General features: G+C 57.2%; 20 protein-coding genes. 5 read left to right on the top strand and 15 right to left on the bottom strand.

From position 1 onward, the window contains the following. Positions 1-9: 9 nt before the first annotated feature. The 4 genes from QUE89_RS14080 to tmpT form a co-directional block, all read right to left on the bottom strand. Positions 10-1,575: a SpoVR family protein gene (locus QUE89_RS14080; protein WP_286220697.1), complete on the bottom strand. Its 1,566-nt coding sequence runs from the start codon at positions 1,573-1,575 to the stop codon at positions 10-12. Further along, entirely contained in the window at positions 1,572-2,867 is a 1,296-nt protein-coding gene (locus QUE89_RS14075) for a YeaH/YhbH family protein (protein ID WP_286220696.1), read from the bottom strand. The genes QUE89_RS14080 and QUE89_RS14075 overlap by 4 nt, the downstream gene beginning before the upstream one ends. Before the next feature lie 33 nt (positions 2,868-2,900). Then, complete coding sequence (locus tag QUE89_RS14070) at positions 2,901-4,823, bottom strand: PrkA family serine protein kinase (protein WP_286220695.1); 1,923 nt, start codon at positions 4,821-4,823, stop codon at positions 2,901-2,903. A 389-nt stretch (positions 4,824-5,212) separates the two neighbouring features. Further along, positions 5,213-5,866 (bottom strand): thiopurine S-methyltransferase, encoded by a 654-nt coding sequence (tmpT, locus tag QUE89_RS14065; protein ID WP_286220693.1) that lies wholly within the window; start codon positions 5,864-5,866, stop codon positions 5,213-5,215. Positions 5,867-5,943: 77 nt separating this feature from the next. On the opposite strand from tmpT, the gene QUE89_RS14060 reads away from it, so the two are divergent. Beyond that, a complete protein-coding gene (locus QUE89_RS14060; RefSeq protein WP_286220692.1) occupies positions 5,944-6,879 on the top strand; it encodes a D-2-hydroxyacid dehydrogenase in 936 nt (311 codons plus the stop codon). 83 nt (positions 6,880-6,962) lie between these two features. Then, complete coding sequence (locus QUE89_RS14055) at positions 6,963-8,324, top strand: YihY/virulence factor BrkB family protein (RefSeq protein ID WP_286220691.1); 1,362 nt, start codon at positions 6,963-6,965, stop codon at positions 8,322-8,324. On the opposite strand, the gene QUE89_RS14050 is transcribed toward QUE89_RS14055, so the two are convergent. From QUE89_RS14050 to QUE89_RS14035, 4 genes are all read right to left on the bottom strand, one after another. After that, positions 8,307-9,356 (bottom strand): HDOD domain-containing protein, encoded by a 1,050-nt coding sequence (locus QUE89_RS14050; RefSeq protein WP_286220690.1) that lies wholly within the window; start codon positions 9,354-9,356, stop codon positions 8,307-8,309. The two genes, QUE89_RS14055 and QUE89_RS14050, sit on opposite strands and share 18 nt — an antisense overlap. A gap of 111 nt (positions 9,357-9,467) precedes the next feature. Continuing rightward, the gene (locus QUE89_RS14045) at positions 9,468-10,697 is read right to left on the bottom strand and encodes a DUF445 domain-containing protein (protein WP_286220689.1); all 1,230 of its coding nucleotides are present in this window, start codon (positions 10,695-10,697) and stop codon (positions 9,468-9,470) included. Between the two features lie 263 nt (positions 10,698-10,960). Further along, complete coding sequence (locus QUE89_RS14040) at positions 10,961-11,701, bottom strand: 16S rRNA (uracil(1498)-N(3))-methyltransferase (protein ID WP_286220688.1); 741 nt, start codon at positions 11,699-11,701, stop codon at positions 10,961-10,963. 15 nt (positions 11,702-11,716) lie between these two features. Then, on the bottom strand, positions 11,717-13,066 hold the full coding sequence (locus QUE89_RS14035; RefSeq protein WP_286220687.1) for an adenosylmethionine--8-amino-7-oxononanoate transaminase: 1,350 nt from the start codon (positions 13,064-13,066) through the stop codon (positions 11,717-11,719). 170 nt (positions 13,067-13,236) lie between these two features. Here QUE89_RS14035 and QUE89_RS14030 point away from each other — a divergent pair, with 170 nt between their 5' ends. Beyond that, entirely contained in the window at positions 13,237-13,737 is a 501-nt protein-coding gene (locus QUE89_RS14030) for a DUF2505 domain-containing protein (RefSeq protein WP_286220686.1), read from the top strand. A 65-nt stretch (positions 13,738-13,802) separates the two neighbouring features. On the opposite strand, the gene QUE89_RS14025 is transcribed toward QUE89_RS14030, so the two are convergent. From QUE89_RS14025 to QUE89_RS13995, 7 genes are all read right to left on the bottom strand, one after another. Further along, the gene (locus QUE89_RS14025; RefSeq protein ID WP_286220685.1) at positions 13,803-14,549 is read right to left on the bottom strand and encodes an amino acid ABC transporter ATP-binding protein; all 747 of its coding nucleotides are present in this window, start codon (positions 14,547-14,549) and stop codon (positions 13,803-13,805) included. A gap of 13 nt (positions 14,550-14,562) precedes the next feature. Beyond that, complete coding sequence (locus QUE89_RS14020) at positions 14,563-15,234, bottom strand: amino acid ABC transporter permease (RefSeq protein ID WP_286220684.1); 672 nt, start codon at positions 15,232-15,234, stop codon at positions 14,563-14,565. Between the two features lie 91 nt (positions 15,235-15,325). Further along, positions 15,326-16,084, bottom strand: coding sequence for a transporter substrate-binding domain-containing protein (locus tag QUE89_RS14015; protein WP_286220683.1), 759 nt, complete (start codon positions 16,082-16,084; stop codon positions 15,326-15,328). Between the two features lie 203 nt (positions 16,085-16,287). Then, on the bottom strand, positions 16,288-17,157 hold the full coding sequence (gene metF / locus QUE89_RS14010; protein ID WP_286220682.1) for a methylenetetrahydrofolate reductase [NAD(P)H]: 870 nt from the start codon (positions 17,155-17,157) through the stop codon (positions 16,288-16,290). A 12-nt stretch (positions 17,158-17,169) separates the two neighbouring features. Beyond that, entirely contained in the window at positions 17,170-18,564 is a 1,395-nt protein-coding gene (ahcY, locus tag QUE89_RS14005; RefSeq protein WP_286220681.1) for an adenosylhomocysteinase, read from the bottom strand. A gap of 65 nt (positions 18,565-18,629) precedes the next feature. After that, a complete protein-coding gene (metK, locus tag QUE89_RS14000; protein ID WP_286220680.1) occupies positions 18,630-19,820 on the bottom strand; it encodes a methionine adenosyltransferase in 1,191 nt (396 codons plus the stop codon). A 155-nt stretch (positions 19,821-19,975) separates the two neighbouring features. Further along, entirely contained in the window at positions 19,976-20,971 is a 996-nt protein-coding gene (locus QUE89_RS13995; RefSeq protein ID WP_286222899.1) for an ArsR/SmtB family transcription factor, read from the bottom strand. 256 nt (positions 20,972-21,227) lie between these two features. Between QUE89_RS13995 and QUE89_RS13990 the strand changes: the two genes are divergently transcribed. Both QUE89_RS13990 and QUE89_RS17435 read left to right on the top strand, forming a co-directional pair. Continuing rightward, the gene (locus QUE89_RS13990; protein ID WP_286220679.1) at positions 21,228-21,800 is read left to right on the top strand and encodes a hypothetical protein; all 573 of its coding nucleotides are present in this window, start codon (positions 21,228-21,230) and stop codon (positions 21,798-21,800) included. Positions 21,801-21,866: 66 nt separating this feature from the next. Continuing rightward, positions 21,867-25,331 (top strand): thrombospondin type 3 repeat-containing protein, encoded by a 3,465-nt coding sequence (locus QUE89_RS17435; protein WP_434784073.1) that lies wholly within the window; start codon positions 21,867-21,869, stop codon positions 25,329-25,331. Positions 25,332-25,518 lie beyond the last annotated feature (187 nt).

The following is a 25,518-nucleotide window of genomic DNA, read 5'->3' as shown; positions in this document are numbered from 1 at the left end:
TCGAAGACTTCAATCGTCGTCTTCATCGAGAGAATGCCGGGGGCAGTGGTACTCCTCCACCACGGTGCCCTCATCAACACTCTCCAGGTGCACATCAAAACCCCACAGCCGATGTACGTGACGCAACACTTCCTCGGTTTCATCTCCCAGAGGCACTCGGTCGACCGGGACATGTCGGAGGGTTAGTGAGCGATCGCCGCGCACATCCACGTTCCAGACCTGGATGTTGGGTTCGCGGTAACTGAGGTTGTACTGCCGCGCCAGTTTTTCTCTGAGGATGCGGTATCCGGGCTCGTCGTGAATGGCTGTCACCCGGTACACGTCTTCCTGATCGTCATTCTGGATAGAGAACAGCTTTAGGTCGCGCATCACCTTCGGTGACAGGAACTGCTGGATGAAGCTTTCATCCTTGAAGTTGGCCATGGCGAAATGCAGGGTCTCGACCCAGTCGGTACCGGCGATGTCCGGGAACCACTGCCGGTCTTCATCGGTTGGGTGCTCGCAGATGCGCCGCAGATCGGTGTAGATCGAAAAGCCCAGGGTGTAGGGGTTCAGGCCGGAATACCAGGGGCTGTTGAAGGGCGGTTGGTAAACCACGGCGGTATGGCTCTGCAGGAACTCCAGCATGAAACCGTCGTTCACCAGGCCTTTCTCATACATGGCGTGCAACAGCGTGTAATGCCAGAAAGAGGCCCAGCCCTCGTTCATCACCTGGGTCTGGCGTTGGGGGTAAAAATACTGGCCCAGCTTGCGCACGATGCGAACGATCTCCCGTTGCCAGGTTTCCAGCAGGGGCGCGTTCTTCTCGATGAAGTAGAGAATGTTTTCCTGGGGCTCCTCTGGGAAGCGAACCTTATTGTTTACCGCATCGTCGTCATCGTTGAGCCGCGGAATGGTGCGCCACAAGTCATTGATGCGCCGTTGCTGGTATTCCTCTCGCTCCTGTTGCCGGCGCTGCTCCTCGGAGGCGGAAATCGGGGCAGGGCGCTTGTACCGGTCAACGCCGTAGTTCATCAGGGCGTGGCAGGAGTCGAGAATCTGCTCTACTGCATCTACGCCGTGACGCTCCTCGCACTCAGCTACGTAATTACGGGCAAACACCAGATAATCGATGATGGCACTGGCGTCGGTCCAAGTGCGGAACAGGTAGTTACCCTTGAAGAACGAGTTGTGACCGTAGCAGGCGTGCGCAATAACCAGCGCCTGCATGGGCAGGGTGTTCTCCTCCATCAGATAGGCAATGCAGGGGTTCGAGTTGATGACGATTTCATAGGCCAGCCCCATCTGGCCCCGCTGATAGCCCTTGGAGGTGCTCAGGAACTGCTTGCCGAACGACCAGTGGTGGTAGCCGACCGGCATACCGACCGAACTGTAGGCATCCATCATCTGCTCGGCACTGATCACTTCGATCTGGTTCGGGTAGGTGTCCAGCCCGAACTCCGCCGCGCATTTGGCAATCTCTTCGTCGTATTTGCGAATCAGATCGAAGGTCCATTCCGAACTGGTGGATATGGGCTGACGGTCCCCGGACTGCCCGTTTTCCGGCAGGTTGGGACGATCCATGGTGTCGGTCATGCGGCTTTCCTCTCAAACAGCTGGCGGAATACCGGATAGATCTCGCCCGGATCGGCGATCTGTTGCATGGCGAAGCTATTGGGGAAGCGCTCCATGATTTTTTCGTACTCGTACCACAGCATCTGGTGATCCTGGGGCGTGATCTCGGTGTAGGCGTAATACTGCACCAGGGGCAGGATGCCCTCGGCCAGGATCTTGCTGCACACTGGTGAGTCGTCGTTCCAGTTGTCGCCGTCCGAGGCCTGGGCCGCGTAAATGTTCCACTCTGATGGCGGGTACCGGGATTCAACAATCTTCTTCATCAGCTTCAGGGCGCTGGAGACGATGGTGCCGCCAGTTTCCCTGGAATAGAAGAACTCCTCTTCGTCCACCTCTTTGGCACTGGTGTGGTGTCGGATGAACACCACTTCGATCTTCTTGTAGTTCTTCTTCAGGAACAGGTACAGCAGGATGAAAAAGCGCTTGGCAATGTCCTTGTGCATCTGGGTCATCGAGCCCGATACATCCATCAGGCAGAACATGACGGCACTGGTGGCCGGCTGCGGGTGTTTCTGATGCTGGCGGTAGCGCAAGTCAATTTCGTCGATGAACGGAATGCGCCGGATGTTGGCTTTCAGGCGGGCGATCTCCTCCTCCAGGACCTGGATCTGGTCTTCGTGGCTGAAGGCCGGGTCCAGATCCTCGGGCGCCATTTTCAGCGCCTCAAGCTGGTCTTCCAGATCGCGAATCTTTTTCTTACGGGCGCCACCCAGACCCAGCCGTCGGGCATGAGCACCCCGGAGCGAGCGCACCACATCGAGTTTGGCCGGGACACCTTCGGTGGTGAAGCCGGAGCGGACGTACTTGAAGGATTCGGTGTCTTTCAGTTTCTTGCGGGCCAGGTTGGGCAGTTCGAGGTCGTCGAACAGAAAGTCGAGAAACTCCTCCTGGGTGATCTGGAAGGCGAATTCATCCATGCCCTCGCCATCTGGGCTGGCTTTGCCGTGCCCCTGCCCGCCGCCACCGCCGCCGGGCGGCTTGGGGATGGTGTCGCCGGCGACAAACTCCTGGTTGCCCGGGTGGACCATCTCGCGTTTGCCACCCTGGCCATGATGGAAAATGGGCTCCTCGATATCCTGGCTTGGAATGCTGACGCTCTCGCCCCGCTCAATGTCGGTGATCGAGCGCCGTTGCACAGCATCGGCCACGGCTTTCTTGATGTGGTGGCGGTACCGGCGCAGGAACCGTTCCCGGTTCACCGCGCTTTTGTTCTTGCCGTTCAGTCGCCGGTCGACGACGTGGGTCATACCCATAGCGCTACTCCAGTTCAGCGGTTGGCCGCTGACTTAGTGAGACTTACGAACCCGCAGGTACCACTCTGCAAGCAGGCGAACCTGTTTCTCCGTGTAGCCTCGATCGACCATTCGCTCGACGAACTGCTTGTGCTTCTTCTGATCTTCCTGACTGGCTTTCGGGTTGAAGGAAATAACCGGCAGCAGATCCTCTGTGTTCGAGAACATTTTCTTCTCGATCACGCTGCGCAGCTTCTCGTAACTGAGCCAGGACGGGTTGCGGCCCTGGTTGTTGGCCCGCGCCCGCAGGACAAAATTGACCACCTCGTTGCGGAAGTCTTTCGGATTGCTGATGCCCGCCGGTTTCTCGATTTTCTCCAGCTCATCGTTGATGGATGAGCGGTCGAGAATCTCGCCGGTTTCGGGATCCCGGTATTCCTGGTCCTGAATCCAGAAGTCGGCATAGGTGACGTAGCGATCGAACAGGTTCTGGCCGTATTCGCTGTAGCTCTCCAGGTAGGCGGTCTGGATTTCCTTGCCAATGAACTGGACGTAGTGCGGTGCCAGGAATTCCTTGATGAAGCGCAGGTAGCGCTCCTGAACCTCGGGCGTGTATTGCTCCTGTTCGATCTGTTTTTCAATCACATACAGCAGGTGGACGGGGTTGGCCGCCACTTCCGCGGTATCAAAGTTGAACACTTTTGACAGGATCTTGAACGCGAAGCGGGTGGACAGGCCGTCCATGCCCTCGTTTACGCCGGCGGAATCCCTATATTCCTGAATCGACTTGGCCTTGGGGTCGGTATCCTTGATGTTCTGGCCGTCGTATACGCGCATCTTCGAGAAGATACTGGAGTTTTCCGGTTCCTTGATGCGCGACAGCACTGAGAACTGGGCCAGCATGTCGAGGGTATCGGGGGCGCAGGGGGCACCGGACAGGGAGCTGTTCTTCAATAGCTTCTTGTAGATCTCGATCTCTTCGGTAACCCGGACACAGTAGGGCACCTTCACGATGTAGACCCGGTCCAGAAACGCCTCATTGTGCTTGTTGTTGCGGAAAGTCTGCCATTCCGATTCGTTGGAGTGGGCCAGGATGACGCCGTCGAAGGGTACTGAGCCCATGCCTTCGGTGGTGTTGTAGTTGCCTTCCTGAGTCGCGGTCAGCAGCGGGTGCAGCACTTTGATCGGTGCCTTGAACATCTCCACGAATTCCAGCAGGCCCTGGTTGGCTTTGCACAGGCCGCCGCTGAAACTGTAGGCGTCGGCGTCGTCCTGGGAGAAGTCCTCCAGCATGCGGATGTTAACCTTACCCACCAGGGCAGAGATGTCCTGGTTGTTGTCGTCACCAGGCTCGGTCTTGGAGACCCCAACCTGGTCCAGTACCGAGGGATATCTTTTTACAACCTTGAACTGGCTGATGTCGCCGCCGAATTCGTGCAGCCGCTTGACCGCCCAAGGCGAAATAATGTTTTGCAGGTAGCGGGAGGGGATGCCGTATTCTTCCTCCAGAATCTGGGCGTCCTCCGCGGGGTCAAACAACCCAAGGGGCGATTCGTTCACCGGCGAACCCTTGATGGCGTAGAAGGGCACCTTCTGCATCAGGGCTTTGAGTTTTTCCGCCAGGGACGATTTACCGCCGCCAACCGGGCCGAGCAGATACAGGATCTGTTTCTTCTCTTCCAGGCCTTGGGCGGCATGGCGGAAGAAGGACACGATATTTTCCACGGCTTCTTCCATGCCGTAGAACTCGGAGAATTCAGGGTATCGCTTGATAACCTTGTTGGAGAAGATGCGTGACAGGCGATGGTCACGGGAGGTGTCGACAAGTTCTGGCTCGCCAATGGCAATTAACATTCGCTCAGCGGCCGTGGCATAGGCCGTTGGGTCCTTTTTGCAGATCTCCAGGTATTCCTCCAGGGTAAACTCTTCTTCCTGAGTACTCTCATACCTGTTTTTAAAGTGCTGCATGATGGTCATAGATGGCCCCTCGCTTGCTCTCTTATAATCGACTCTCAGTTCACGCAATATCCCCGTTGCATCGGTTCCGCCTGTGAGGGCGGTTGGTGTAGTTATGGGTGGAAGAAATGGATACATACAAGCTGCCCGGCAAATACTGAGCTGCGGCCGCTTGCTTAATTTGAGCTTAGTTCACGCTCGAAAAATAGGACAGTTGGGAAGTGGTTAAGGTTCATTAAATTGTGTTACGGGGTGGGAGGCTTGCTGCCGGCAGGGTGGGGCTGGAGCGCAAGGGGTGTCTTTGTGTGACCGCTTGTTGAAACTCGCTTTGCTCAGACAAACAAGCGGTCACACAAAGACACCCCTCACACTCCGATCAGAATCGCGGGGTGTTTCCGGGGAGGGTGTCGTTACTTCTTCGTCAGGCGGAACACGCTTTCGGTGGCACCGGCCAGGCCTTTGCGTTTGGTGAACGGGTGGTCTTTGGCCAGGGTGTTGGTGACGATGTGTTCGACGGTGTAGTCCGCCGAATAGAGTTCCATCACTTCGTCATCGCTGACGTTAAATGGCGGGCCTTTGATTTCGGTGTCGTAGTCTAGGGTGATCAGCAGTATCTTGGTGTCATCCGGGATGATCGCGGTCAGGTGCTCCACGTAGCTCTTGCGCATGTGGGGTGGCAGGGCGATCAGAGCGGCCCGGTCATAAACCAGGCGGGTGTGTTTCAGGTCGGCCGGAACCAGCTGGAAAAAGTCGCCGCACCAGAGCTCCAGATTGTTGTGCTTGAAGGTAATGAAGGGTTCGCCCGGATGGACCTTGGCTTTTTCGCCGCCTTCTTCGAAGAAGTCTTTGCAGGCGACTTCGCTCAGCTCGACGCCGATCACCGGATGACCACGGTCGTGCAGCCACCACATGTCGTGGGCTTTACCGCACAGGGGGACAAAAACGGCGCTGGCGGCTTTGCCGGCCAGTTCCGGCCAGTGGTCGTAGAGGTACTGGTTAACGGTGCCCTCGTGAAAGCCGATTTCCTTTTTGGCCCAGCGTTCGTGCCAGAACTCATGATCCATGGTTTTCCACTCCCTCTGGTTTGGACGTATGCTCAAGTCTACCCTAATCTTTGCCTGTCTTGATTCAGGAGAAAAGCATGAAAGCAGTATTCCTCGATGCCAATACACTGGGCAACGATGTTGATCTCGCTCCCATTGAGCGTATCACCGGAGATCTGGTTAAACACGGTAAAACGGCGCCGGATGAGGTCGTTGGCCGCATTCACGGCTTCGATACGGTGATCGTCAACAAGGTGGTGCTCACGCGAGAGCATTTCGAAGCCTGCCCTGACCTGACCACCATTGCGGTCGTGGCCACCGGGATTAACAACATCGATAAAGACGCAGCTCGCGATCATGGTATCCGGGTGCTGAACGTGACGAATTACGGCCGCTCAACGGTCGCCCAGCACACCATGGCGTTGATTCTGGCCCTTGCCACCCGGTTGCTGGATTACGATCGCGATGTGCGCGCCGGTCGCTGGGGCAAGAGCGACATGTTCTGCCTGATGGACCATCCGATCATGGAACTTGAGGGCCGTACACTGGGCGTTCTGGGTTATGGTGATTTGGGCCAGGGGGTCATTAAGAGGGCCGAAGCCTTTGGAATGAAAGTCCTGTTGGGCGCACGGCCGGGCCAGTCGGCCTCGGAGGTGGATGGCTACCCGCGCCTGCCCCTGGACGAACTGCTGCCACAGGTGGATGTGCTGTCACTCCACTGCCTGCTCACCGACGACACCCGTAACCTGATCGGTGCCCGTGAGTTAAAGATGATGAAAAACGACGCGCTGCTGATCAACACCAGCCGCGGCGGACTGGTGGACGAGCAGGCGTTGGCGGATGCCCTGAGATCGGGCGAAGTCGGTGGCGCCGGTTTTGATGTCTTGACAGAAGAGCCGCCCCGAAACGGTAACCCGTTACTGGCAGGCGATATTCCCAACCTGATCGTGACCCCACATTCGGCATGGGCAAGTCGCGAAGCTCGACAGAGAATTGTCGATATTACGGCGCGAAATCTCGTCTCCGTGGACTGAACTTGCGCAAAATGGTCAGAATGAGGTGCGTTTTTGGTTATCTGACTGATAACCTGTAAGAAACCTTGAGAACAGGATGCTAAGTGGCTTCTTTCCAATTTAGAGAACGGCTTCAGGCGGCAGAAGACTGGATTCTGGCTAATCCCAACCCACCGAGCAGCTGGCCCTGGACCTGGCTTTATAAGGCAGGTCGCTCGGTTTACGCGCTGGCGCGGGATGTTATCAGTGGCCAGTTGACCCTGCATGCCATGAGTTTGGTGTACACCACGTTGCTCAGTATCGTGCCGCTGCTGGCGCTCAGTTTCTCTGTGTTGAAGGCACTGGGTGTTCACCAGCGCATGGAGCCCTTCCTGTTCCAGTTTTTCCAGCCCATGGGACCTCAGGGGATCGAGTTGGCGGAGCAAATCCTGGGGTTTGTCGACAACATGAAGGTGGGCGTGTTGGGGTCTCTGGGCCTGGCGCTGCTGGTCTACACCGTGGTTTCGTTGCTGCAGAAGATCGAGCGTTCGTTCAACATGATCTGGCGGGTGCCGGACATGCGCTCGATGGCGCAGCGGTTCAGTAACTATCTGAGCGTCATTATGGTGGGACCGCTGTTAATGGTGTCGGCCATTGGTGTCAGTGCCACCATCTTCTCCTCTACCTTTGTTCAGACCCTGATCGAGATTGAACCATTCGGCTCCCTGATTCTGGTGGCCAGCCGTTTTACCCCGTTCTTCCTGGTGGTGGGCGCCTTCACCTTTGTCTACATTTTCATGCCGAACACCCGGGTGAAGCTTCGTTATGCCTTTATTGGCGGTCTGGTTGCCGGGGTGTCCTGGCAGGCTGCGGGGATGCTGTTTGCGTCGTTCGTGGCTGGTTCCGCCAAGTACGCCGCCATCTATTCCAGCTTCGCCATTGGTATCATCCTACTGATATGGACTTACCTGAACTGGATGATCCTGCTGTTGGGGGCCAGTCTGGCGTTCTATATGCAGAATCCAAGCTCGGTTGCCAAGCGTCGGCAGGTCCAACTGGCGCCGGAGTTGCAGGAGAAAGTGGCCTTGGCCTTGATGTGGATGGTGGCGAAACCCTTCACAGAGGGTGAAGCCGCGCCTCAACAGGAGGTGCTCGAGCATCGCTTGAGTGTGCCCGGCGAGGTGACTCGGGGCGTGAGTGACAAGCTGATTCGAGCCGGGTTGCTGTCGCTAGCGGGGCGTCAGGGTGACCAGCTGGTTCCTGGCCGGTCGCTTGATGGCATTTCGATTGCCGACGTGCTCAAGGTGGTTCGTCGCGACGAGGATCGGGTGGTGGACCGGTTGCCGCTTGACCTGCCTTTTGACCTGCTGCATGGCGAGGAAGAGCGATTGACTACGCCCTTCTCCGAGTTGCTTAAAACCGGTAAGACTATTCAGCAAACCGTTAAGGAAGCGGAGCAGGATCCGGTGTCACAGTCGGGCGGGTGAGCGCCCCTCATCACGCAGCATGGCCAGCAACGATTCCCGAACCAGTTTGATTTGCTGTGGGTTAAGTTGCACCACCTTGGGCAGGTCGTCCTCAACCAAATTGCGCTGGTTGGCGTGGTGAAGCACCTCTCGGGTGCCGATGATGATGCCGTCGTTTAGCGGCGTGTGGTCCTGTCTTGGGGCCGGACGTTCTGCTGCCAGCAACAGCGCGCTGAACCTCGGAGGAAGATTCCAGGCCTTGGCCAGCAGCTGGCTGGTGGACCACTGATAACGGGTCATGGCCTGCCGGATCAGTGCGGGGGGCGGGGCGCTGTTCTGATGCGCACGGCAGATCCGCTGCAACTCCCTGAACAGGGTGATGTAGGCCAGGGCCGGCAGAAGCCCTGCCATGAAGTGGGCACTGGTGTCGGCGTTATGGAGCTTGGCAATCTGTTCGGAGGCCCGTGCGCAGGAGAGGCCCCAGCGCCAGACCCGCTTGGCGAACAGTGCTTCGCCACTGTTACGTGCTGCCATCATTGGGCGCATCACAGCCGCAGACACCACATTCCGGATACCATCGATACCAAGTAGAAAAACCGCTTGGTCAATCGACTCGATGATTTTGTCGCCGTGGCGGAAAAAGGGACTGTTGGCAACCTGCAGCAACTGATCAGTCAGTCCCGGATCCCTGAGGATAATCTCGGTCACACGCTGACGGGCGGTGGACTCATCGGTCAGGGCTCTTAGCAACATCGGGAGGCTTAGCGGTTGCCGGGGCAGCTCGTCCAGCTGGTCTTCATTCAGGCGATGTTCCAGTTCGGCCAGAATCTCAGGAGCAGGCGAAGACTCTCCGTTTAGTGCAGAGGGTTTGGCATCCAGCAGCCAGCAAAACAGATTTTCCTCCAGCTTGCGGGTCAGTTCTAGCCCGTTCTCGAGGTCGTCGTCGTTCGTTTGCTCTTTGGCTGGGTTGATCAGCCGTGCTTCCGGTAACACCGGTGTTGGCGGTTGTGGCGATGAGAATAAACTCGTAATCCAGGATAGAAAGCCTGGCATCCATTGCCTCCGAGCCAATCAGTCGTAAAGAGTTACGCATCCTTCCTCGCGCAGTATAGTCGGCGGCCGGACACTTGCACAGTCTGTAACCAGCTCGAAACCGTTCCTAGGCTAGAAAACCGCTTGGCCAAATACGAACACCAGCTGACAGAAACCTGCCGTCATACCGAGGAACGCGCCGACCAGGATCAGCTTGATTTCGTCTTCCTGAAAGCAGGGTCGGAGCAAGTCCTGAAACTCTTCTGAGGACAGGGCGATCATTCGTTCCACCATGATCGATTCGACTGCCCGGGCCCGGTCCTGTTCGAACACCGGGTTGTCGAAGGAGGTCTGGGAAATTTCGATGGCTTTTTCGCCCACCTGCTTTTTCAGGGTGGCGAAGCCAGTGGGCCCAAAGGCGACCTGGGTCAGTGCTTTGCCCATGCCGGCGGTTTCATCCACTAGAGGCTTGATGTGTTTTTTCACCATGTTGCGAGCGCGGTCACCCTTGGGGCCGGTCAGTATGGCGTTAATGATGTTGCCGACGGTCAGGATTTCGTGGGTGACAATGTGGCAGAAGGATTCGGCCACCGCCGGTTGGCGCTTGAGGAAGAGTCCCTGTATCCGGAACGGGCCGACTTTCTTTGGCTGCAGCGGGCGGAAGATGACGTTCAGGGCTATCCAGTTGGTGGCCCAGCCTACCAATAGGCCAAAAAACGGCAGTACCCACCAGCTCTGGTAGAAGTACCAGACGGTCATCTGGATCAGGCCGAACAGGAAGCCGAAGTAGAGGCCGGAATTGACGATAAAGCGAAACTCGACTTCGCCGCACTCCAGGAAGATCTTGTTCAACAACTTTTTGTCGCTGGCCAGCCGTTCGATGACCATACCTTTGATGTCGAGCAGGTCTTCGATGTTCGCCGAGATATCCTCCACGAGGTTGTCGACAAGCTGGGGTGTCGATTTTCGAACCCGGTCATACACCATGTTGCGGGCCGAGGCTGGCAGGTTTTCCCAGAAGGTGGGGTATTCCCGCAGCATCATTTCGTCCACGTATTCTTCGATGCGGCTGTCTACCGTATAGACGATGTGGGTGGCGAGGACTTTCGGGTCAATCTGCTGGAAGATTTCGTTAACGGTGCCGATTTTGGAAATGGTGGCATCGACACTGATGGCGGCCATTTTTCGGGCTTTTGAGGGGATGATGCCTTGCCAGCCCAATAGCGGCGGCTTGCCGATGAATTCCAGCGGGAAGAAGGTCATCTTGATGGCGAGCCAGTTGGTGGTCCAGCCAATCAGCGCCGCGATGATGGGAATGCTGAGGTATTGCCAGAATTCAGGGGTGGTGAACAAGCTTGTCATCCGCTACTCGCCATTACCGGTTGGTGTTACTGCAGAGGTCGCCACCCTACGGAAAGTTCTCTTCAGAACCCGCTCAAGCACATCCATGTGGCGCTTGAGCTCCGCCATCCATGGCTACGCACAGTTCTGAAGAGAACTTTCCGTAGACTGGCCCATATCTGGGAGTCGCACGTGCAGTCAGGCAAGGATAATGTTTGTACTGGTGTGTAGTGTCAATGACTTGGCTGCCGATAAAGAGCGGGCAGTGGGGTTGTGAAGAGTCGTCAGGCTTCGCTTCCAACATCGCCCCACAACCACTGGCATAGGGCCATAGCGGCAACGGGGGCGGTTTCGGTGCGCAAAACACGGGGGCCGAGGGCCACGGGCAGGAAACCGTCTTGCTCGGCGAGGGTGATTTCATCCGCGGACAGACCGCCTTCCGGGCCGATCATCAGGGCAATGCGGCCGGGCTTGGCCATGGCGCTCAGGGATTGTTCGGTGCGGTGATGCAAAACCAGCCGGGCGTCGCAGTCGCGGCTGTGTTCCAGCCACTGTTGAACCGTCATTACCGGCAGGATCTCAGGCACCCGGGCGCGGCCGCATTGTTCGGCCGCGCTGACGGCCACTGATTGCCAGTGGCGCAGGCGCTTGTCTTCCCGGTCGCCTTTGAGTTTTACCTCACAGCGTTCGGTGGTCAGGGGCACAATGCGGGTAACGCCCATTTCCACGGCTTTCTGCACCGCATAATCCATGCGGTCGCCCTTGGAGAGGGTCTGGCCGAGTACGATTTCCAGGGGGGATTCGGTGGCGTTGGCCTCGGGCGCGCCAACCAGCACTTCCACCTGTTTCTTGCCGGCGGTGGTGATGGTGGCGGGGTAGTCTTGACCGTCGCCGTTGAACAGGCGCAATTCCTGGCCTGGCTGCATGCGCAGCACCCTTCCAACGTGCTGGGCGGCGTTGTCGTCCAGGTCAGTTGTCACGCCGTCACTGAGTGGCGAGTCGGTATAGATTCTGGGGATGCGCATGCCTGTCTTTCCTGGTCAGTCCCTAACGGCGATATCGATGCCCTCGGTCGCGACCTGGGCCAGATGGCGAATCTGGTCTTCGGTGATGACGTAAGGCGGCATGAAGTAAACCACATTACCCAGGGGGCGAAGCAAGGCTTCACGGGTCAGTGAATGCTGATATACCCGCACGCCGCGTCGTTCCTGCCAGGCGAAAGGGGTTTTCGAGGCTTTGTCCTTCACCATTTCCACCGCCAGGGTCATGCCGTGCTGGCGGATGTCGCCCACGTTAGGGTGGTCGGCCAGGTGCGCTACCGATTCGGCCATGCAGGCGGAAAGCCGGCGATTGTGCTCAATCACGTTGTCGTCCCGGAAGATGTCCAGGGTGGCCAGTGCCACGGCACAGCCAATCGGGTTGCCGGTGTAGCTGTGTGAATGTAGGAAAGCTTTCAGGGTTTCGTAGTCGTCGTAGAAGGCGTTGTAGACGTTATCGGTAGTCAGCACTACTGACAGTGGCAGGTAGCCAGCGGTCAGGCCTTTCGACAGGCACATGAAATCTGGTGTAATCCCGGACTGCTCACAGGCGAACAGGGTGCCGGTGCGGCCGAAGCCGACGGCGATTTCGTCGGCGATCAGGTGAACGCCGTAGCGGTCGCAGGCTTCGCGCAGTTTGGTGTGGTAGATCGGGTGGTGCATGCGCATGCCGCCGGCGCACTGGATTAGCGGTTCCACCACCACCGCGCAGATCTCGTCGTGCTTCTCGGCCAGCAACTGCTCCATGGCTTCGAACTGGCGCAGGGCGTAGGCTTCGTCGGTTTCACCGGCTTCCTTGTTGAAGGCATCCGGTGAGGGTGCGGTCAGCACTTCCATCAGCAACGGCTGGTAGGTGTCCTTGTACAGCGCCACGTCGCCCAGTGCCAGCGCGCCCAGGGTTTCGCCGTGGTAGCTGTTGCTCAGGTTGACGAAGTTTTTCTTGCCTGGTTTGCCGTGATTCTTCCAGTAGTGGAAGCTCATCTTCAGCGCTGCCTCAATGGCAGACGAGCCGTTGTCGGCGTAGAAGCACTTGTTCAGGCCTTCAGGGGTCACTTCAATTAGCCGCTCCGAAAGATTCACCACTGGCTCGTGGGTGAAGCCCGCGAGGATCACGTGCTCCAGCTGACCAATCTGTTCCTGAATGGCGGCGTTGATGCGCGGGTTGGCGTGGCCGAACAGGTTGACCCACCAGGAGCTGACCGCGTCGATGTAGCGGTTGTTCTCAAAATCTTCCAGCCAGACGCCTTCGCCCCGTTTGATGGGGACCAACGGCAGGGTTTCATGGTCTTTCATCTGGGTGCACGGGTGCCACACGGACTTGAGGCCGCGGGCGACGAGATCGGCGTTGCGCATGGAATATCTCCGGTCAGACTGTCAGGTTCGGGTGAATCGGCTGTTAACCTTGGCGAATATTACAGTTAACGGCGCCGGCTGACCACCTTGCCAAGCACCTTCGACCTCCCGGCCAATGCGGGCTTTTCGCTGGCACCGGACAATCCAGTAAATCTTAACAGGAGGTTGTTATGGAGCTTGAGCTGACACACCCGTACGAGGCGGGTTTGAACGACGTGCTGGGCACGTTTTTCAGTCGGGACCGGATTCTGGAGAAGAACACGCGGGAAGGGTCTCGCAACGTGAAGGTCCGGGAGCTGAGTCTTGATGAAGCCTCGGCGAGAATAGTCATCGAACGGGAGGTCACAAGTTCCACCGACGTACCATCGATCCTGGCCAGTTTCCATCGGGAGTGGAACGAGGTCAGCCAGGATGAGCACTGGTTCCGAAAGAGCCAAGACGAGTGGCATTGCGAGTTCCGGGTCCGTATCGACGGTGTTCCGGCCAAGATTCGGGGCATGATGAAGCTGAAGGGTGACAGCCAGTCCTGCACCAATCAGGTCAGTCTGAAGGTGCGCAGTGATTTACCGCTGATCGGTAAGAAAATTGCCAAATTCCTGGCTGAGGATTCCCGTATCAAGATTGAGGAGGAGTACCAGGCCACGCGCCGCCTGCTGCAGCAGCAGGATTGAACGGCGCCCATAAAAAAAGCCCCACCAATGAGGCAGGGCTTTTCTGCGAGTGTTGAACGCTGGCTTCAGTGCGCCAGCACCCGCGACAGGAACGCCTGGGTGCGTTCGTTCTGGGGGTTGTCGAACACATCGTCCGGCTTGCCCTGTTCCACAATCTGGCCTTCGTGGATGTAAATCACGCGGTCGGCCACTTCCCGGGCAAAACCCATTTCGTGGGTAACCACCATCATGGTCATGCCCTCCTTGGCCAGCTCACGCATAACGTCCAACACTTCACCGATCATTTCCGGGTCAAGTGCCGAGGTGGGCTCATCGAACAGCATCAGCCGTGGTTCCATGGCCAGGGCGCGGGCGATGGCGACGCGCTGTTGCTGGCCGCCGGACAGTTGGCTTGGGAACTTGTCGGCCTGGTTGCCAATGCCGACCCGGTTCAGCAGTCGCTCGGCTGTGGCAGCTGCCACAGTTTCCGAGGTGTCCTTGACCTTCTTCGGCGCCAGCATGATGTTCCTTTTCACGGTCAGGTGCGGGAACAGGTTGAACTGCTGGAACACCATGCCGACTTCCTTGCGGATTTCGGCCAGGCTTTTCGGATTGCCGCTCTTGGGTGCAAGCGGGTGCCCGTCCACCGTCAGGTGGCCGGATTCAAACTCTTCCAGGCCGTTAACGCAGCGGATCAGGGTGGACTTACCGGAGCCACTGGCCCCGATGATCACCACCACTTCACCTTTGGCAACGGTCAGGTCGATGTCTTTCAGGACATGCAGGCTGCCGAAGTACTTGTTCATGCCCTTCATTTGTACGATATCAGTCATGATCAGCGTTCCTTCAGACAGAGGCCAGTCCACGCCGCTCAACAAGGCGCAGGATCAGGGATAGCGACAGGGTGATGGCGAGATACATGATCGCGACCACGAAATACACTTCAAATGCCGTGAAGGTGTTGGCAATGTAAATCTGGCCCTGGCGTACCAGTTCGCCGACACCAATGACTGAGAACAGTGAGGTGTCCTTGATGCTGACGATGGCCTGGTTGCCCAGTGGCGGAATCATGCGGCGGAAGGCCTGGGGCCAAACGATAGACCAGAAGGTCTGGGTACGGGACAGGCCAAGCGACAGGCCGGCTTCGGTCTGGCCCTTATCGATGGACTGCACGCCACCGCGCACCACTTCCGAAATGTAGGCACCGGAGTTCAGGGCAATTGCTGCGATACCCGCAGTCAGGGGCTCGATCGGGCCGCCGATGAGGTCGGGCAGGCCGTAGAAGATGAACAGCACCTGCACCAGAATTGGCGTGCCACGGAAAATTTCGATGTAGGCCGTGGCGGGCCAGCGCAGGAACCATTTTTTGTTGATGCTCAGCAGGCCAAAAAAGATGCCCAGGGCGAAGCCAATCAGCAGGCCGCCAAACGAGATCAACAGGGTGTAGGGGATACCCTCAAGAAGAAAAGGGATGGAGTCGATGGCAGCTTGCCAGTCGAACTGAAACTGAAATTCCACAGTGAGAATCTCCGCAGGGGGTGACAGTCGGGAATAGCCGGGGTGCGGGCACCCCGGCTCAGGGAATCAGACCGTGTAGGTCCGGTTGCCCTTACATGCCTTCCGGCATCGGGCCAAACCATTTTTCGTAAATGGTCTTGTAGGTGCCGTCTTCCTTCATGGAAGCCAGAGCGGCGTTCACTTCGTCCACCCACTCGCTGCCGTCTTTGAGCGCGATGCCGTACTGCTGGCCTTCGTACAGCTGGCCAACCGTCTTAACTTTGCCTTCACCCTTGGTGCGAGCAAAGTAGCCGACGTTCGGTGCGTCGTAGAACACCACATCAATGGCGCGGGACATCAGCGCCATGTACATGTCGGAGCTGCCGGGATAGGGCGTTACACCATCGTCCTGCTCAATGTTCTTGATCAGGTAGTCGTAGCTGGTGGAGCCGATCTTGGTGCCGATCTTCTTGCCTTCGAGGTCTTCGAGGGCCTTGATGCCTTCTTCACCTTCGCGGACCAGGATGCGGAGACCGGAGTCGTAGTACGGGTCGGAGAAATCGACGATCTGCTCGCGCTCTTCGGTGATGGTGATGCCGGCGATGGCAATGTCAACGTTGCCGGTTTGCAGGGCGGGGATGATGCCATTGAAATCCATGGTGTTCAGATCGATTTCAAAGCCGGCACGCTTGCCCACTTCGCGGATAATTTCCATATCGAAACCGATCATCTCACCGGTTTTCTGATCCATCATTTCAAACGGAACGAAGCTGGGGTCGGTCACTACGCGCAGGGTCTCTGCGCTGGCGGTCCCAGCGGCAACAGTAAGTGCCAGGCTAGCGCTAATCGTTTTCAGCCATTTAGTGCTCATGCTTTCTCCTTTCGCTTTTATTAGTGCTCCTTTCGCCTCGTAGGCGGGCCGGATTTCACGGTTGATGACCGAGATTGCCGGGGAGCGATTTGGGAACTGCATCCCGTACACCTTAGCGTATTGCCAAAGGAATTTCAGGAAATCAGATGCTTGGAGGCAAGTAAGAAGCGGTCGGGGCAGGCGCCCCGACCGCTCATCGGAATTCAGAAGGAGATTTTTTCCTGCTCGCTGATCCCGAGGTTCTTCCAGATGCTGAGGCTGGGCTCGGCCTGGTTCAGGGTGTAGAAATGCAGCCCCGGCGCGCCGGCCTTGAGCAGCTTTTCACACATCTCGGTTACAACTTCTTCGCCGAACTTGCGGATGCTGTCGCTGTCATCACCGTAAGCTTCGAGCTGCTTGCGGATCCAACGCGGGATTTCGGCACCGCACATGTCCGAGAACCGTACCAGGTTGGAGAAGTTGATGATGGGCATGATGCCCGGCACCACCGGAATGGTGACGTCCATCTTCTCCAGACGGTCGATCAGGTAGAAGTAACTGTCCGCATTGAAGAAGTACTGCGTGATGGCGCTGTTAGCGCCAGCCTTCACCTTGCGGGCAAAGTTCTGCAGGTCATCTTCGGCACTGCGGGCCTGAGGGTGAAACTCCGGGTAGGCGGCCACCTCCAGGTTGAAGGTGTCGCCGCTGTGCTCGCGGATAAACTCCACCAGTTCATTGGCGTAGCGTAGCTCACCGGCCGCCCCCATGCCCGAGGGCATGTCGCCCCGGAGGGCAACGATGCGGTTGATACCGTTTTCCTTGTACACATCCAGCAGTTCGCCGATTTCCTGGCGGGTGCCCCCTACGCAGGAAAGGTGGGGGGCTGTGGAAATGCCCTGCTTGTGCAGGTTGAGCACGGTTTCAATAGTGCGATCCCGGGTGGAGCCGCCGGCACCGAAGGTGACCGAAAAGAAATCCGGATCCACCTCGGCCAGCTTGTTGCGCACAGTCTGGAGTTTTTCCTTGCCCTGGTCGGTCTTGGGCGGGAAGAACTCGAAACTGAAGCGACGCTTGAACTGTTTCTGACTTTCCATGCTGCCGTCCGATCAGTACTTGTAGCTTTCTGGCTTGTACGGGCCTTCGACCGGTACACCGATGTATTTGGCCTGCTCCGGGGTCATCTTGGTGATCACACCACCAAAGCCTTCGACCATGGCGCGAGCCACTTCTTCGTCCAGGTGCTTGGGCAGAACCTGCACATACACACCTTTTTCGCGGGCATCTTCCGGCAGGTCCGCAAACTTGCGCTCGAACAGGTAGATCTGGGCCAGGACCTGGTTGGCGAACGAGCCGTCCATGATCCGTGACGGGTGACCGGTGGCGTTGCCCAGGTTCACCAGGCGCCCTTCGGACAGCAGGATCAGGTGGTCGTTGGCGGCCTTGTCGCGATACACCACGTGTACCTGCGGCTTCACTTCATCCCATTCCCAGTTCTTGCGCATGTAGGCGGTATCGATCTCGTTGTCGAAGTGACCGATGTTGCACACCACAGCGCCAGACTTCAGGGCCTTGAGCGTGTGCGAATCGCACACGTTCATGTTGCCGGTGGTGGTGACCAGCAGGTCGGTGTTCTGCAGCAGTGCTTTGTCGACAGCGGCTTCGGTGCCGGTGTTAACACCGTTCAGATACGGCGACACTACTTCAAAACCATCCATACAGGCTTGCATGGCGCAGATTGGGTCCGCTTCGGTGACCTTCACGATCATGCCTTCCTGGCGCAGGGAAGCGGCAGAGCCCTTGCCCACGTCGCCGTAACCAATCACCAGTGCTTTCTTGCCCGCCAGCAGATGGTCGGTAGCACGCTTGATGGCGTCGTTCAGGCTGTGACGGCAACCGTACTTGTTGTCGTTCTTTGATTTGGTAACGGCATCGTTGACGTTGATGGCCGGCACTTTCAGGGTGCCTTCGCGCAGCATTTCCTGCAGGCGGTGCACACCGGTGGTGGTTTCTTCGGTTACGCCGTGGCAGTTGGCCAGGATTTCCGGGTATTTCTCGTGGAGCAGGGCAGTCAGGTCGCCACCGTCGTCCAGGATCATGTTCGGCTGCCAGCCATCCACGTCAGCACCGACAGTGCGCTCGAGGCACCAGTCGTATTCTTCATCGGTTTCGCCTTTCCAGGCAAAGACCGGAATGCCCTGGGCAGCGATGGCTGCAGCAGCCTGGTCCTGGGTGGAGAAGATGTTGCACGAAGACCAGCGAACATCCGCGCCCAGCTCAATCAGGGTCTCGATCAGCACGGCGGTCTGGATGGTCATGTGGATGCAGCCCATGATGTTGGCGCCTTTCAGCGGCTGCTCGGTTTTGTACTTCTCGCGTAGGGCGATCAAGGCTGGCATCTCGCCTTCGGCAATCTTGATTTCCTTACGGCCCCAGTCGGCCAGGGAAATATCACGGACTTTGTAGTCGTCAAAATTCTTCAGTTGTTCTGCGGGAGTGCTCATGGTGTTCTCCTGTCAGTCATGTCTTAACTTGGGCGCATGCCGTCTGACATGCGCCCGAAATTGGTTTAGATACCTGAGGCGTCTTTCAGTGCAGCCGCGCGGTCGGTTTTCTCCCACGGGAACGCGGTAAAGGTTTTGCCGCCCACGGTCATCTCGTATGGCTCGCGACCAAAGTGGCCGTAGGCCGCGGTAGCGCGGTACATCGGGTGCAGCAGATCCAGCATGTTGGTGATCGCATAGGGGCGCAGGTCAAAGTGCTCGCGCACCAGCTGAATGATCTTGTCGTCGCTGATCTTGCCGGTACCAAAGGTGTTCAGGGAGATAGAAGTAGGCTGTGCCACACCGATGGCGTAGGACACCTGGATTTCACACTTGTCGGCCAGGCCGGCGGCTACGATGTTCTTGGCGACATATCGGCCAGCGTAGGCGGCGGAACGGTCAACCTTGGACGGATCCTTGCCGGAGAAAGCACCACCACCGTGACGGGCCATGCCGCCGTACGTGTCGACAATGATCTTGCGGCCAGTCAGGCCACAGTCGCCCACTGGGCCACCAATCACGAACTTGCCGGTCGGGTTAATGTGGAACTGGGTGTCCTTGTGCAGCAGTTCGGCCGGCAGGGTGTGCTTTACCACCAGCTCCATCACTGCTTCTTTCAGATCCGCCTGGCTGACGTCTTCGTCGTGCTGGGTGGACAGAACCACGGCATCGATGCCCGTTACCCGGCCATTCTCATAGCTGCAGGTAACCTGGCTCTTGGCGTCCGGGCGCAGCCACGGCAGCAGGCCGCTCTTGCGCGCCTCGGCCTGACGCTCCACCAGGCGGTGAGCAAAGGTGATCGGTGCCGGCATCAGCACGCTGGTTTCGTTGCTGGCGTAGCCGAACATCAGGCCCTGGTCGCCGGCGCCCTGTTCTTCCGGCTTCTTACGGTCAACGCCCTGGGCGATGTCCACCGATTGCTTGCCGATAATGTTGATGACGCCGCAGGTGTCACCGTCGTAGCCCACTTTGGAGGAGGTGTAGCCAATGTCCTTGATAACGCCACGAACCAGGTCTTCAAGATCCACCCACGCGTTGGTGGTGATCTCACCGCCAACAATGGCCACGCCGGTTTTGACCATGGTTTCGCACGCAACCCGGGCGTGCGGGTCGTCGGTCAGGATGGCGTCCAGTACCGCGTCGGAGATCTGGTCGGCCAGTTTGTCCGGATGGCCTTCGGAAACCGACTCGGACGTGAAGATGCTGTAGTCAGACATAAGGTTGCTCCTCTGTGAGCGATTCATAATCGTGCCGGTGCGTGTCGCGCGACCGATACCGGCGGTCGTGTTGTTGGTCTTGCCTGGTGTACGTAATACTACGTACGCCCATATCAAAGTTTTTTGATATTCACTGATGTGGGCTCGGGATTCTGTCAGTCCGTGGTCTTCCAGAACTCCCGAACCTGCACCTGAAATCCGTTCCGTAGGCCGATGAACAGTTGCTCGCCTGCTTTCAGTCCTGCTTCAGCCGCCCAGGCGGTCAGCTCTTCCGGCTCAAAGCCGAGCCAGAGATCACCGCAGTTTTCCTTGGCCCAGTCCTGATCGTGACTGCACAGTTCGCTGATCACGAAGCAGCCGCGGTTATTCATCAGTGCCGCCGCGTCCAGAAAGATGTCGGCCGGGCTAGGCACGTGGTGCAGCACCATGTTGGCAACCACCAGATCAAAGGCATCGCCCCGGGCCAGCAGGGTGTCGGTGACGCCCTCAATCAGGTCGACATTATTTAGCCGCTGATCGATGCAGGTACGGGTGGCCTTGGCCAGCATGTCCCGGCTGTTGTCCAGGGCGACGACATGACCGGACAGCTCAGACAGCACCTTCAGGAAGGCACCTTCACCCGGGCCAATCTCCAACGTGGTTTGCCACGGCTGCCGAGCGGCACGCTTGCGTAGCAATTCCGCCACCGGCTCTGCGTAAAGATCGAAGGCCGCAATCAATTCCTGCTGCTCGCGAAACTGGTCCGAATGCCGGGCAAAGAACACCTGGGACTGATCTGCCCGTTGGGTTCGGATGGCATCGATTTTCGCTTGCAGATGCGACGGCAGCGGCACCTTGTCGACGGTTTCAAAGATCTGGCGGATGGTCTGATCCGTCAGTTTTTCGGTATCCAGATGCAGCGGCCGACGGTAAAAAATGGCGTTGCCTTCCCGCTGGGGCTCCAACAGGCCGGCCTTGTTCATCACCTTCAAATGGTGGCTCATGCCGGACTGGCGCATGTCGAACAGCTGGCTTAGTTCCAATACGCCAAAGGTGTCCCGGCGCAGCACGCGCAAAATCTCCAGGCGCAATGGATCCCCGCTTGCTTTGAAGATCGGGGCCAGGGCGTCCACAGAGGACTTTTCGTTCGCGTGCGTGTTCATGGATGTCATGGTTGGGAAGTGTAGGTGGCTTCGGGTGGTCATTCAATAGCCATATCAAAAAATTTTGATATAGATTTGGAGATTTCCAGATCTTGGGCTCGGCTTGGTTTAGATGAAATATAGCCCGCGGTGATATAGATATATTTTTTATTACTAATTGATCCAGTCGATCGCTGCACGTTTGCTAGAGTGACTGTTTAGCAAGCTTTTTATTCGCTTATTTCTCGGTCCCACCATTGAGCTGAACTGCGACAGGAGGTCGACTTTGTTTTCCCCTCCCGAGATGTGTTTTTCAAGGGTTCGTTTATTTTTCCTTGTTTTTGGTCTTTCCCTCACGCTCCCGGTAGTTGCCCAGCAGAAAGCTGACGGCGACACGCCTGACCGGGTCGGTGCCTCTTTGCAGCTGTATTTACCCGATGACCGACGTGGTACTGACACCTCGAGTATTGGTTATGACGCTTTTTACGAGCGGGAGTTGAAACGTTCACGTGGGTTCTGGCGGGTGCGTATCTTTCACGAAATTCTGGAAACCACTGATCGGTTCGTCTCTGATTTCTATCGCCGAGGAGTAGGGGTCGACTACGGCCAAAACTGGGGGCTGGAGAGAGGTTTTTCCGCTGGCGCGTTCGTCGGTGGTGGTTGGGTCAATAACGACGTAGTCCCGGATGACGGTGACGCTAGCGACTGGTTCGGGACCTTTGGCTTGCAGGTCACCTCTCCCGCACTTTCAGATACGCGTCTGAAAGTGCGCGGAAGTCTAAGGGCAAATTATGACAACTACCAAGGAGGCGTCTTGGATTGGCAGGGCGGCATAAGTTTCGTGCTGCCGCTTCGTTGATCTTTTTGAAAGTCTGGACGTGATTCAACAATGGCGCCACGGGAGCGCTCGACAGGGAGGTCGTTAATGAGCAGGCAATTGTCAGTGTCCGTAGGCATTTTGTTGATGGCGCTAGCGGCGCTTGCCGGTTGCCGCGCTGAAGGGGAAGACCGGGATTCAGACAACGTTATGGGGCAGGCGGATAACTGCCCTGAATCTTCGAATTCTGCTCAGGTGGATACTGACAACGATGGCGTGGGTGATGCCTGCGATGTGGATCGTGATGGGGACAGAATTCGAAATGACAGAGACAACTGCCCTTTGATTCCGAATGAGGATCAGACCGACATTGATAAGGATGGTGTTGGTGACGCCTGCGACGGTCGTATCGATCAGGATGGAGATGGCGTTGCAGATAGCCAAGACAATTGCCCCATTATAAATAACGAAGGTCAAGCCGATTCCGATGGAGATGGCGTTGGTGATGCCTGTGATACCGGCAGAGACCTCGATGGTGATCAAGTTGACGATACCGTCGACAACTGCATCATCGATTTCAACCCCGATCAGTCTGACGGTGATACGGATGGGCTCGGCGATGCCTGTGATCCGGACCTGGACAATGACGGCCTTGATAACGGTATCGATATTTGCCCGCTACTGCCCAATGCTGGACAAATAGACCAAGACGGCGACGGCCTGGGAGACGTTTGTGACGGGGACCTCGATGGGGATGGTGTAGATAACGACACTGACAATTGCGTTTTAGTGTCCAATGCCACCCAGGAAGATCTCGACGGTGATGGCATCGGCGACGCCTGCGACGTGTCCGTCGATACCGATGGCGATGGTGTGGTCAACGGTATTGATAATTGCCCGTTCGATGCCAATGCTCTGCAAGAAGATCAAGACGGTGACGGCATTGGTGATGCATGTGATTTGGATCGGGACAATGATGGCGTAGTAGATGCCGTAGACAACTGCCCGGATGACCCTAACGCAGACCAAATTGACGCTGACGCCAATGGCATTGGTGATGTTTGTGAGCCAGCTGTGCCCGTTGATCAGGACGGCGACGCGATCCCCGATACCCTCGATAACTGTCCAGCCATAGCAAACCCGGGGCAGTCCGATCTCGACCTCGACGGAGTCGGGGATGTCTGCGATGACGACCGTGACGGCGACCTTGTGCTCGATATCGTGGACAATTGCCCTTTGATTCCCAATGCGGCGCAGGAAGACAGCAACGGCGATGGTGAGGGTGACGCCTGTGATCTCGGGGTCGATACGGACAACGACGGTTTAGATGATCCCGTTGATAACTGCCCGTTTGTCGCTAACCCTGATCAGCTGGATTCTGACGCCGATGGCATCGGCGACGCCTGTGATAGCGATGCCGATAACGACTTGGTATTGGATGGCGCTGACAACTGTGTATTCGAACCGAACCCTACCCAGGCGGATTTGGATCTGGACGGTCAGGGCGATGCCTGCGATGACGACGTTGACGGTGATGGGGTAGGAAATCTCGTCGACAACTGCCCGCTGATTGATAATGCCGGGCAGGTTGATGCTGACGGCGATGGGGTCGGCGACGCCTGCGACGTCAATGTTGATCGGGATGGCGATGGCATCGATGACGGTATCGACAACTGCCCCAACATCTTCAATTCGAATCAGATCGATACCGACACAGATGGCGTGGGGGATAGCTGCGACTCGGACCTGGATAACGATGGTATTGAAAACGCCACCGATAACTGCCCGTTAATCATCAATACCGATCAGTTGGACCTGGATGGCGATGGAGTCGGTAATGCTTGTGACCCGGACCGCGACGGCGACACGATCCCTGATGGGGTGGATAATTGTCCCGCCCTCGGGAACATCGATCAGTCGGACCAGGATCTGGATGGCATCGGCGATATCTGCGATCCGGATCTCGATGGTGACACGATAGATAACGGTAGTGACAATTGTCCGATTGATGCTAATAGCGACCAGGCCGACCTCGATAACGATGGTCTGGGCGACGCCTGCGACACGGATCGAGATGGCGATAGCATTAACGATGGCGTCGACAATTGTCCGCTACTGACCAATAGCGATCAGTCCGATGTCGATGGTGATGGCGAGGGCGATGCCTGCGATTCGGACATCGACGGCGATGGCGTCGACAATGGATCAGACAACTGTCCTGTGATCGCGAACGCGGACCAGGCCAACCTGGATGGCGACCTTGAAGGTGACAGTTGCGATGCCGACCGTGACGGTGATGGCGTGGATGACGGTGTCGATAATTGCCCGTTGATTTCGAACCCAACCCAGGCCGATGCGGATGCCGATGGTATTGGTGATGCCTGTGATGTGAACACCGACAGCGATTCGGACGGTATCCCTGACGGTGGGGATAATTGCCCGGTGCTGGCGAATCCCGCTCAGGAGGATAGTGACGGGGACGGCATCGGCGACATTTGTGATCCCGATACCGATGGCGACAGCATTCTCAATGGCATTGATAACTGCCCAGTCGTTGCCAATCAGGATCAGGCAGACCTTGACGCTGATGGCGCCGGAGATGCGTGTGACGCGGATGTAGACGGTGACGGTTGGGATGATGGTGCAGATAACTGTCCGCTGGTTGCCAATGCCGATCAATCAGATCTGGATGCCGATGGCGCCGGGGATGCTTGTGACGCCGATGATGACGCGGACACCATTGATGATTCGAGCGACAACTGCCCGCTGCTGGCAAATACCGACCAGTCAGATTTGGATAACGATGGGGTGGGTGACGCCTGCGATACGGATCTGGATGGTGACGGCGTCGATAATGGGGTCGATAACTGTCCCGGAATTGCGAATCAGACTCAGGTAGACACAGACGGGGATGGTGAAGGCGACGCCTGTGATGCAGACGTCGACGGAGACAGCGTTCTGAATAATGAGGATAATTGTCCAACCGTTGCCAATTTCGACCAGCTTGACCGGGATCTTGACGGGATTGGCGACGCCTGTGACCAGACCAACGCTGTAAGTTGTGGCGGCGGCTCGCCCTTTCAGCCGCTCCAGGCGCCGAATGCCGTAACGTCAGACGGTGTTTTTGGTGTGCTTTGCGCGCTCTGTGGTGTGGCTGATCCGGAACTTGCCATTGACGCCGATCCGGTAACGGCAGCGGGCATGACATCCACCATCGGACTAGCGGCTGGCTCGTACCTGACGGTGAACAGCTTAGTGCCCGCAGCCTATACAGCAACGCCAATGGAGGGGCGTACCGTAGGCATGATGGTTTCTCGCCCAAATGCCGTTCTTACAGTGGATGCGCTCAGTGGCATCGAGATTCTTACCCGGCGCAATGGAGTGCTACAGCAAAGGGCTGGAGCTGGTTCGGTGTTAGCCCTGCAATTGTTCGATGTGCCGGAAAACACTAACCGCTTCTTCCTGAATTTTATGGCCACGCAGGATTTTGATGCCATTGAGCTCCGTTTTGGGGGAGTGGCAAATGTGTTCTCGGATCTGCGAGTTCACCAGGCCTGCGTCGCGAATCCGTAGGGGTTTCGGCAACTTCGGCGAGGTCTTTCACAGGAGGTATTAACTCTACTGGAGTTACAGACGTAAAATTTCTTCGGTCCGGTGTCAGCGCATTTGCCCATTGCCTACTTAATCGGCGAAAATACGCGCCTTATTTTTTGCGGTTACTATCACATCGCGTTTATCGCTGACCAAATACTGGAGAAAC

Source organism: Marinobacter sp. LA51, assembly GCF_030297175.1.
Classification (GTDB): domain Bacteria; phylum Pseudomonadota; class Gammaproteobacteria; order Pseudomonadales; family Oleiphilaceae; genus Marinobacter; species Marinobacter apostichopi.
The sequence above is the reverse complement of the archived record's forward strand: the minus strand, read 5'-3'. Positions and strand labels throughout refer to the sequence as shown.

What these genes read in the sequence shown, in the direction of transcription:
- QUE89_RS14080 (WP_286220697.1), bottom strand. Translation starts at nt 1,575, where the DNA reads ATGACCGACACCATGGATCGTCCCAACCTGCCGGAAAACGGGCAGTCC.
- QUE89_RS14075 (WP_286220696.1), bottom strand. Translation starts at nt 2,867, where the DNA reads ATGGGTATGACCCACGTCGTCGACCGGCGACTGAACGGCAAGAACAAA.
- QUE89_RS14070 (WP_286220695.1), bottom strand. Translation starts at nt 4,823, where the DNA reads ATGACCATCATGCAGCACTTTAAAAACAGGTATGAGAGTACTCAGGAA.
- tmpT (WP_286220693.1), bottom strand. Translation starts at nt 5,866, where the DNA reads ATGGATCATGAGTTCTGGCACGAACGCTGGGCCAAAAAGGAAATCGGC.
- QUE89_RS14060 (WP_286220692.1), top strand. Translation starts at nt 5,944, where the DNA reads ATGAAAGCAGTATTCCTCGATGCCAATACACTGGGCAACGATGTTGAT.
- QUE89_RS14050 (WP_286220690.1), bottom strand. Translation starts at nt 9,356, where the DNA reads ATGCCAGGCTTTCTATCCTGGATTACGAGTTTATTCTCATCGCCACAA.
- QUE89_RS14045 (WP_286220689.1), bottom strand. Translation starts at nt 10,697, where the DNA reads ATGACAAGCTTGTTCACCACCCCTGAATTCTGGCAATACCTCAGCATT.
- QUE89_RS14040 (WP_286220688.1), bottom strand. Translation starts at nt 11,701, where the DNA reads ATGCGCATCCCCAGAATCTATACCGACTCGCCACTCAGTGACGGCGTG.
- QUE89_RS14035 (WP_286220687.1), bottom strand. Translation starts at nt 13,066, where the DNA reads ATGCGCAACGCCGATCTCGTCGCCCGCGGCCTCAAGTCCGTGTGGCAC.
- QUE89_RS14030 (WP_286220686.1), top strand. Translation starts at nt 13,237, where the DNA reads ATGGAGCTTGAGCTGACACACCCGTACGAGGCGGGTTTGAACGACGTG.
- QUE89_RS14025 (WP_286220685.1), bottom strand. Translation starts at nt 14,549, where the DNA reads ATGACTGATATCGTACAAATGAAGGGCATGAACAAGTACTTCGGCAGC.
- QUE89_RS14015 (WP_286220683.1), bottom strand. Translation starts at nt 16,084, where the DNA reads ATGAGCACTAAATGGCTGAAAACGATTAGCGCTAGCCTGGCACTTACT.
- metF (WP_286220682.1), bottom strand. Translation starts at nt 17,157, where the DNA reads ATGGAAAGTCAGAAACAGTTCAAGCGTCGCTTCAGTTTCGAGTTCTTC.
- ahcY (WP_286220681.1), bottom strand. Translation starts at nt 18,564, where the DNA reads ATGAGCACTCCCGCAGAACAACTGAAGAATTTTGACGACTACAAAGTC.
- metK (WP_286220680.1), bottom strand. Translation starts at nt 19,820, where the DNA reads ATGTCTGACTACAGCATCTTCACGTCCGAGTCGGTTTCCGAAGGCCAT.
- QUE89_RS13995 (WP_286222899.1), bottom strand. Translation starts at nt 20,971, where the DNA reads ATGACATCCATGAACACGCACGCGAACGAAAAGTCCTCTGTGGACGCC.
- QUE89_RS17435 (WP_434784073.1), top strand. Translation starts at nt 21,867, where the DNA reads ATGAGCAGGCAATTGTCAGTGTCCGTAGGCATTTTGTTGATGGCGCTA.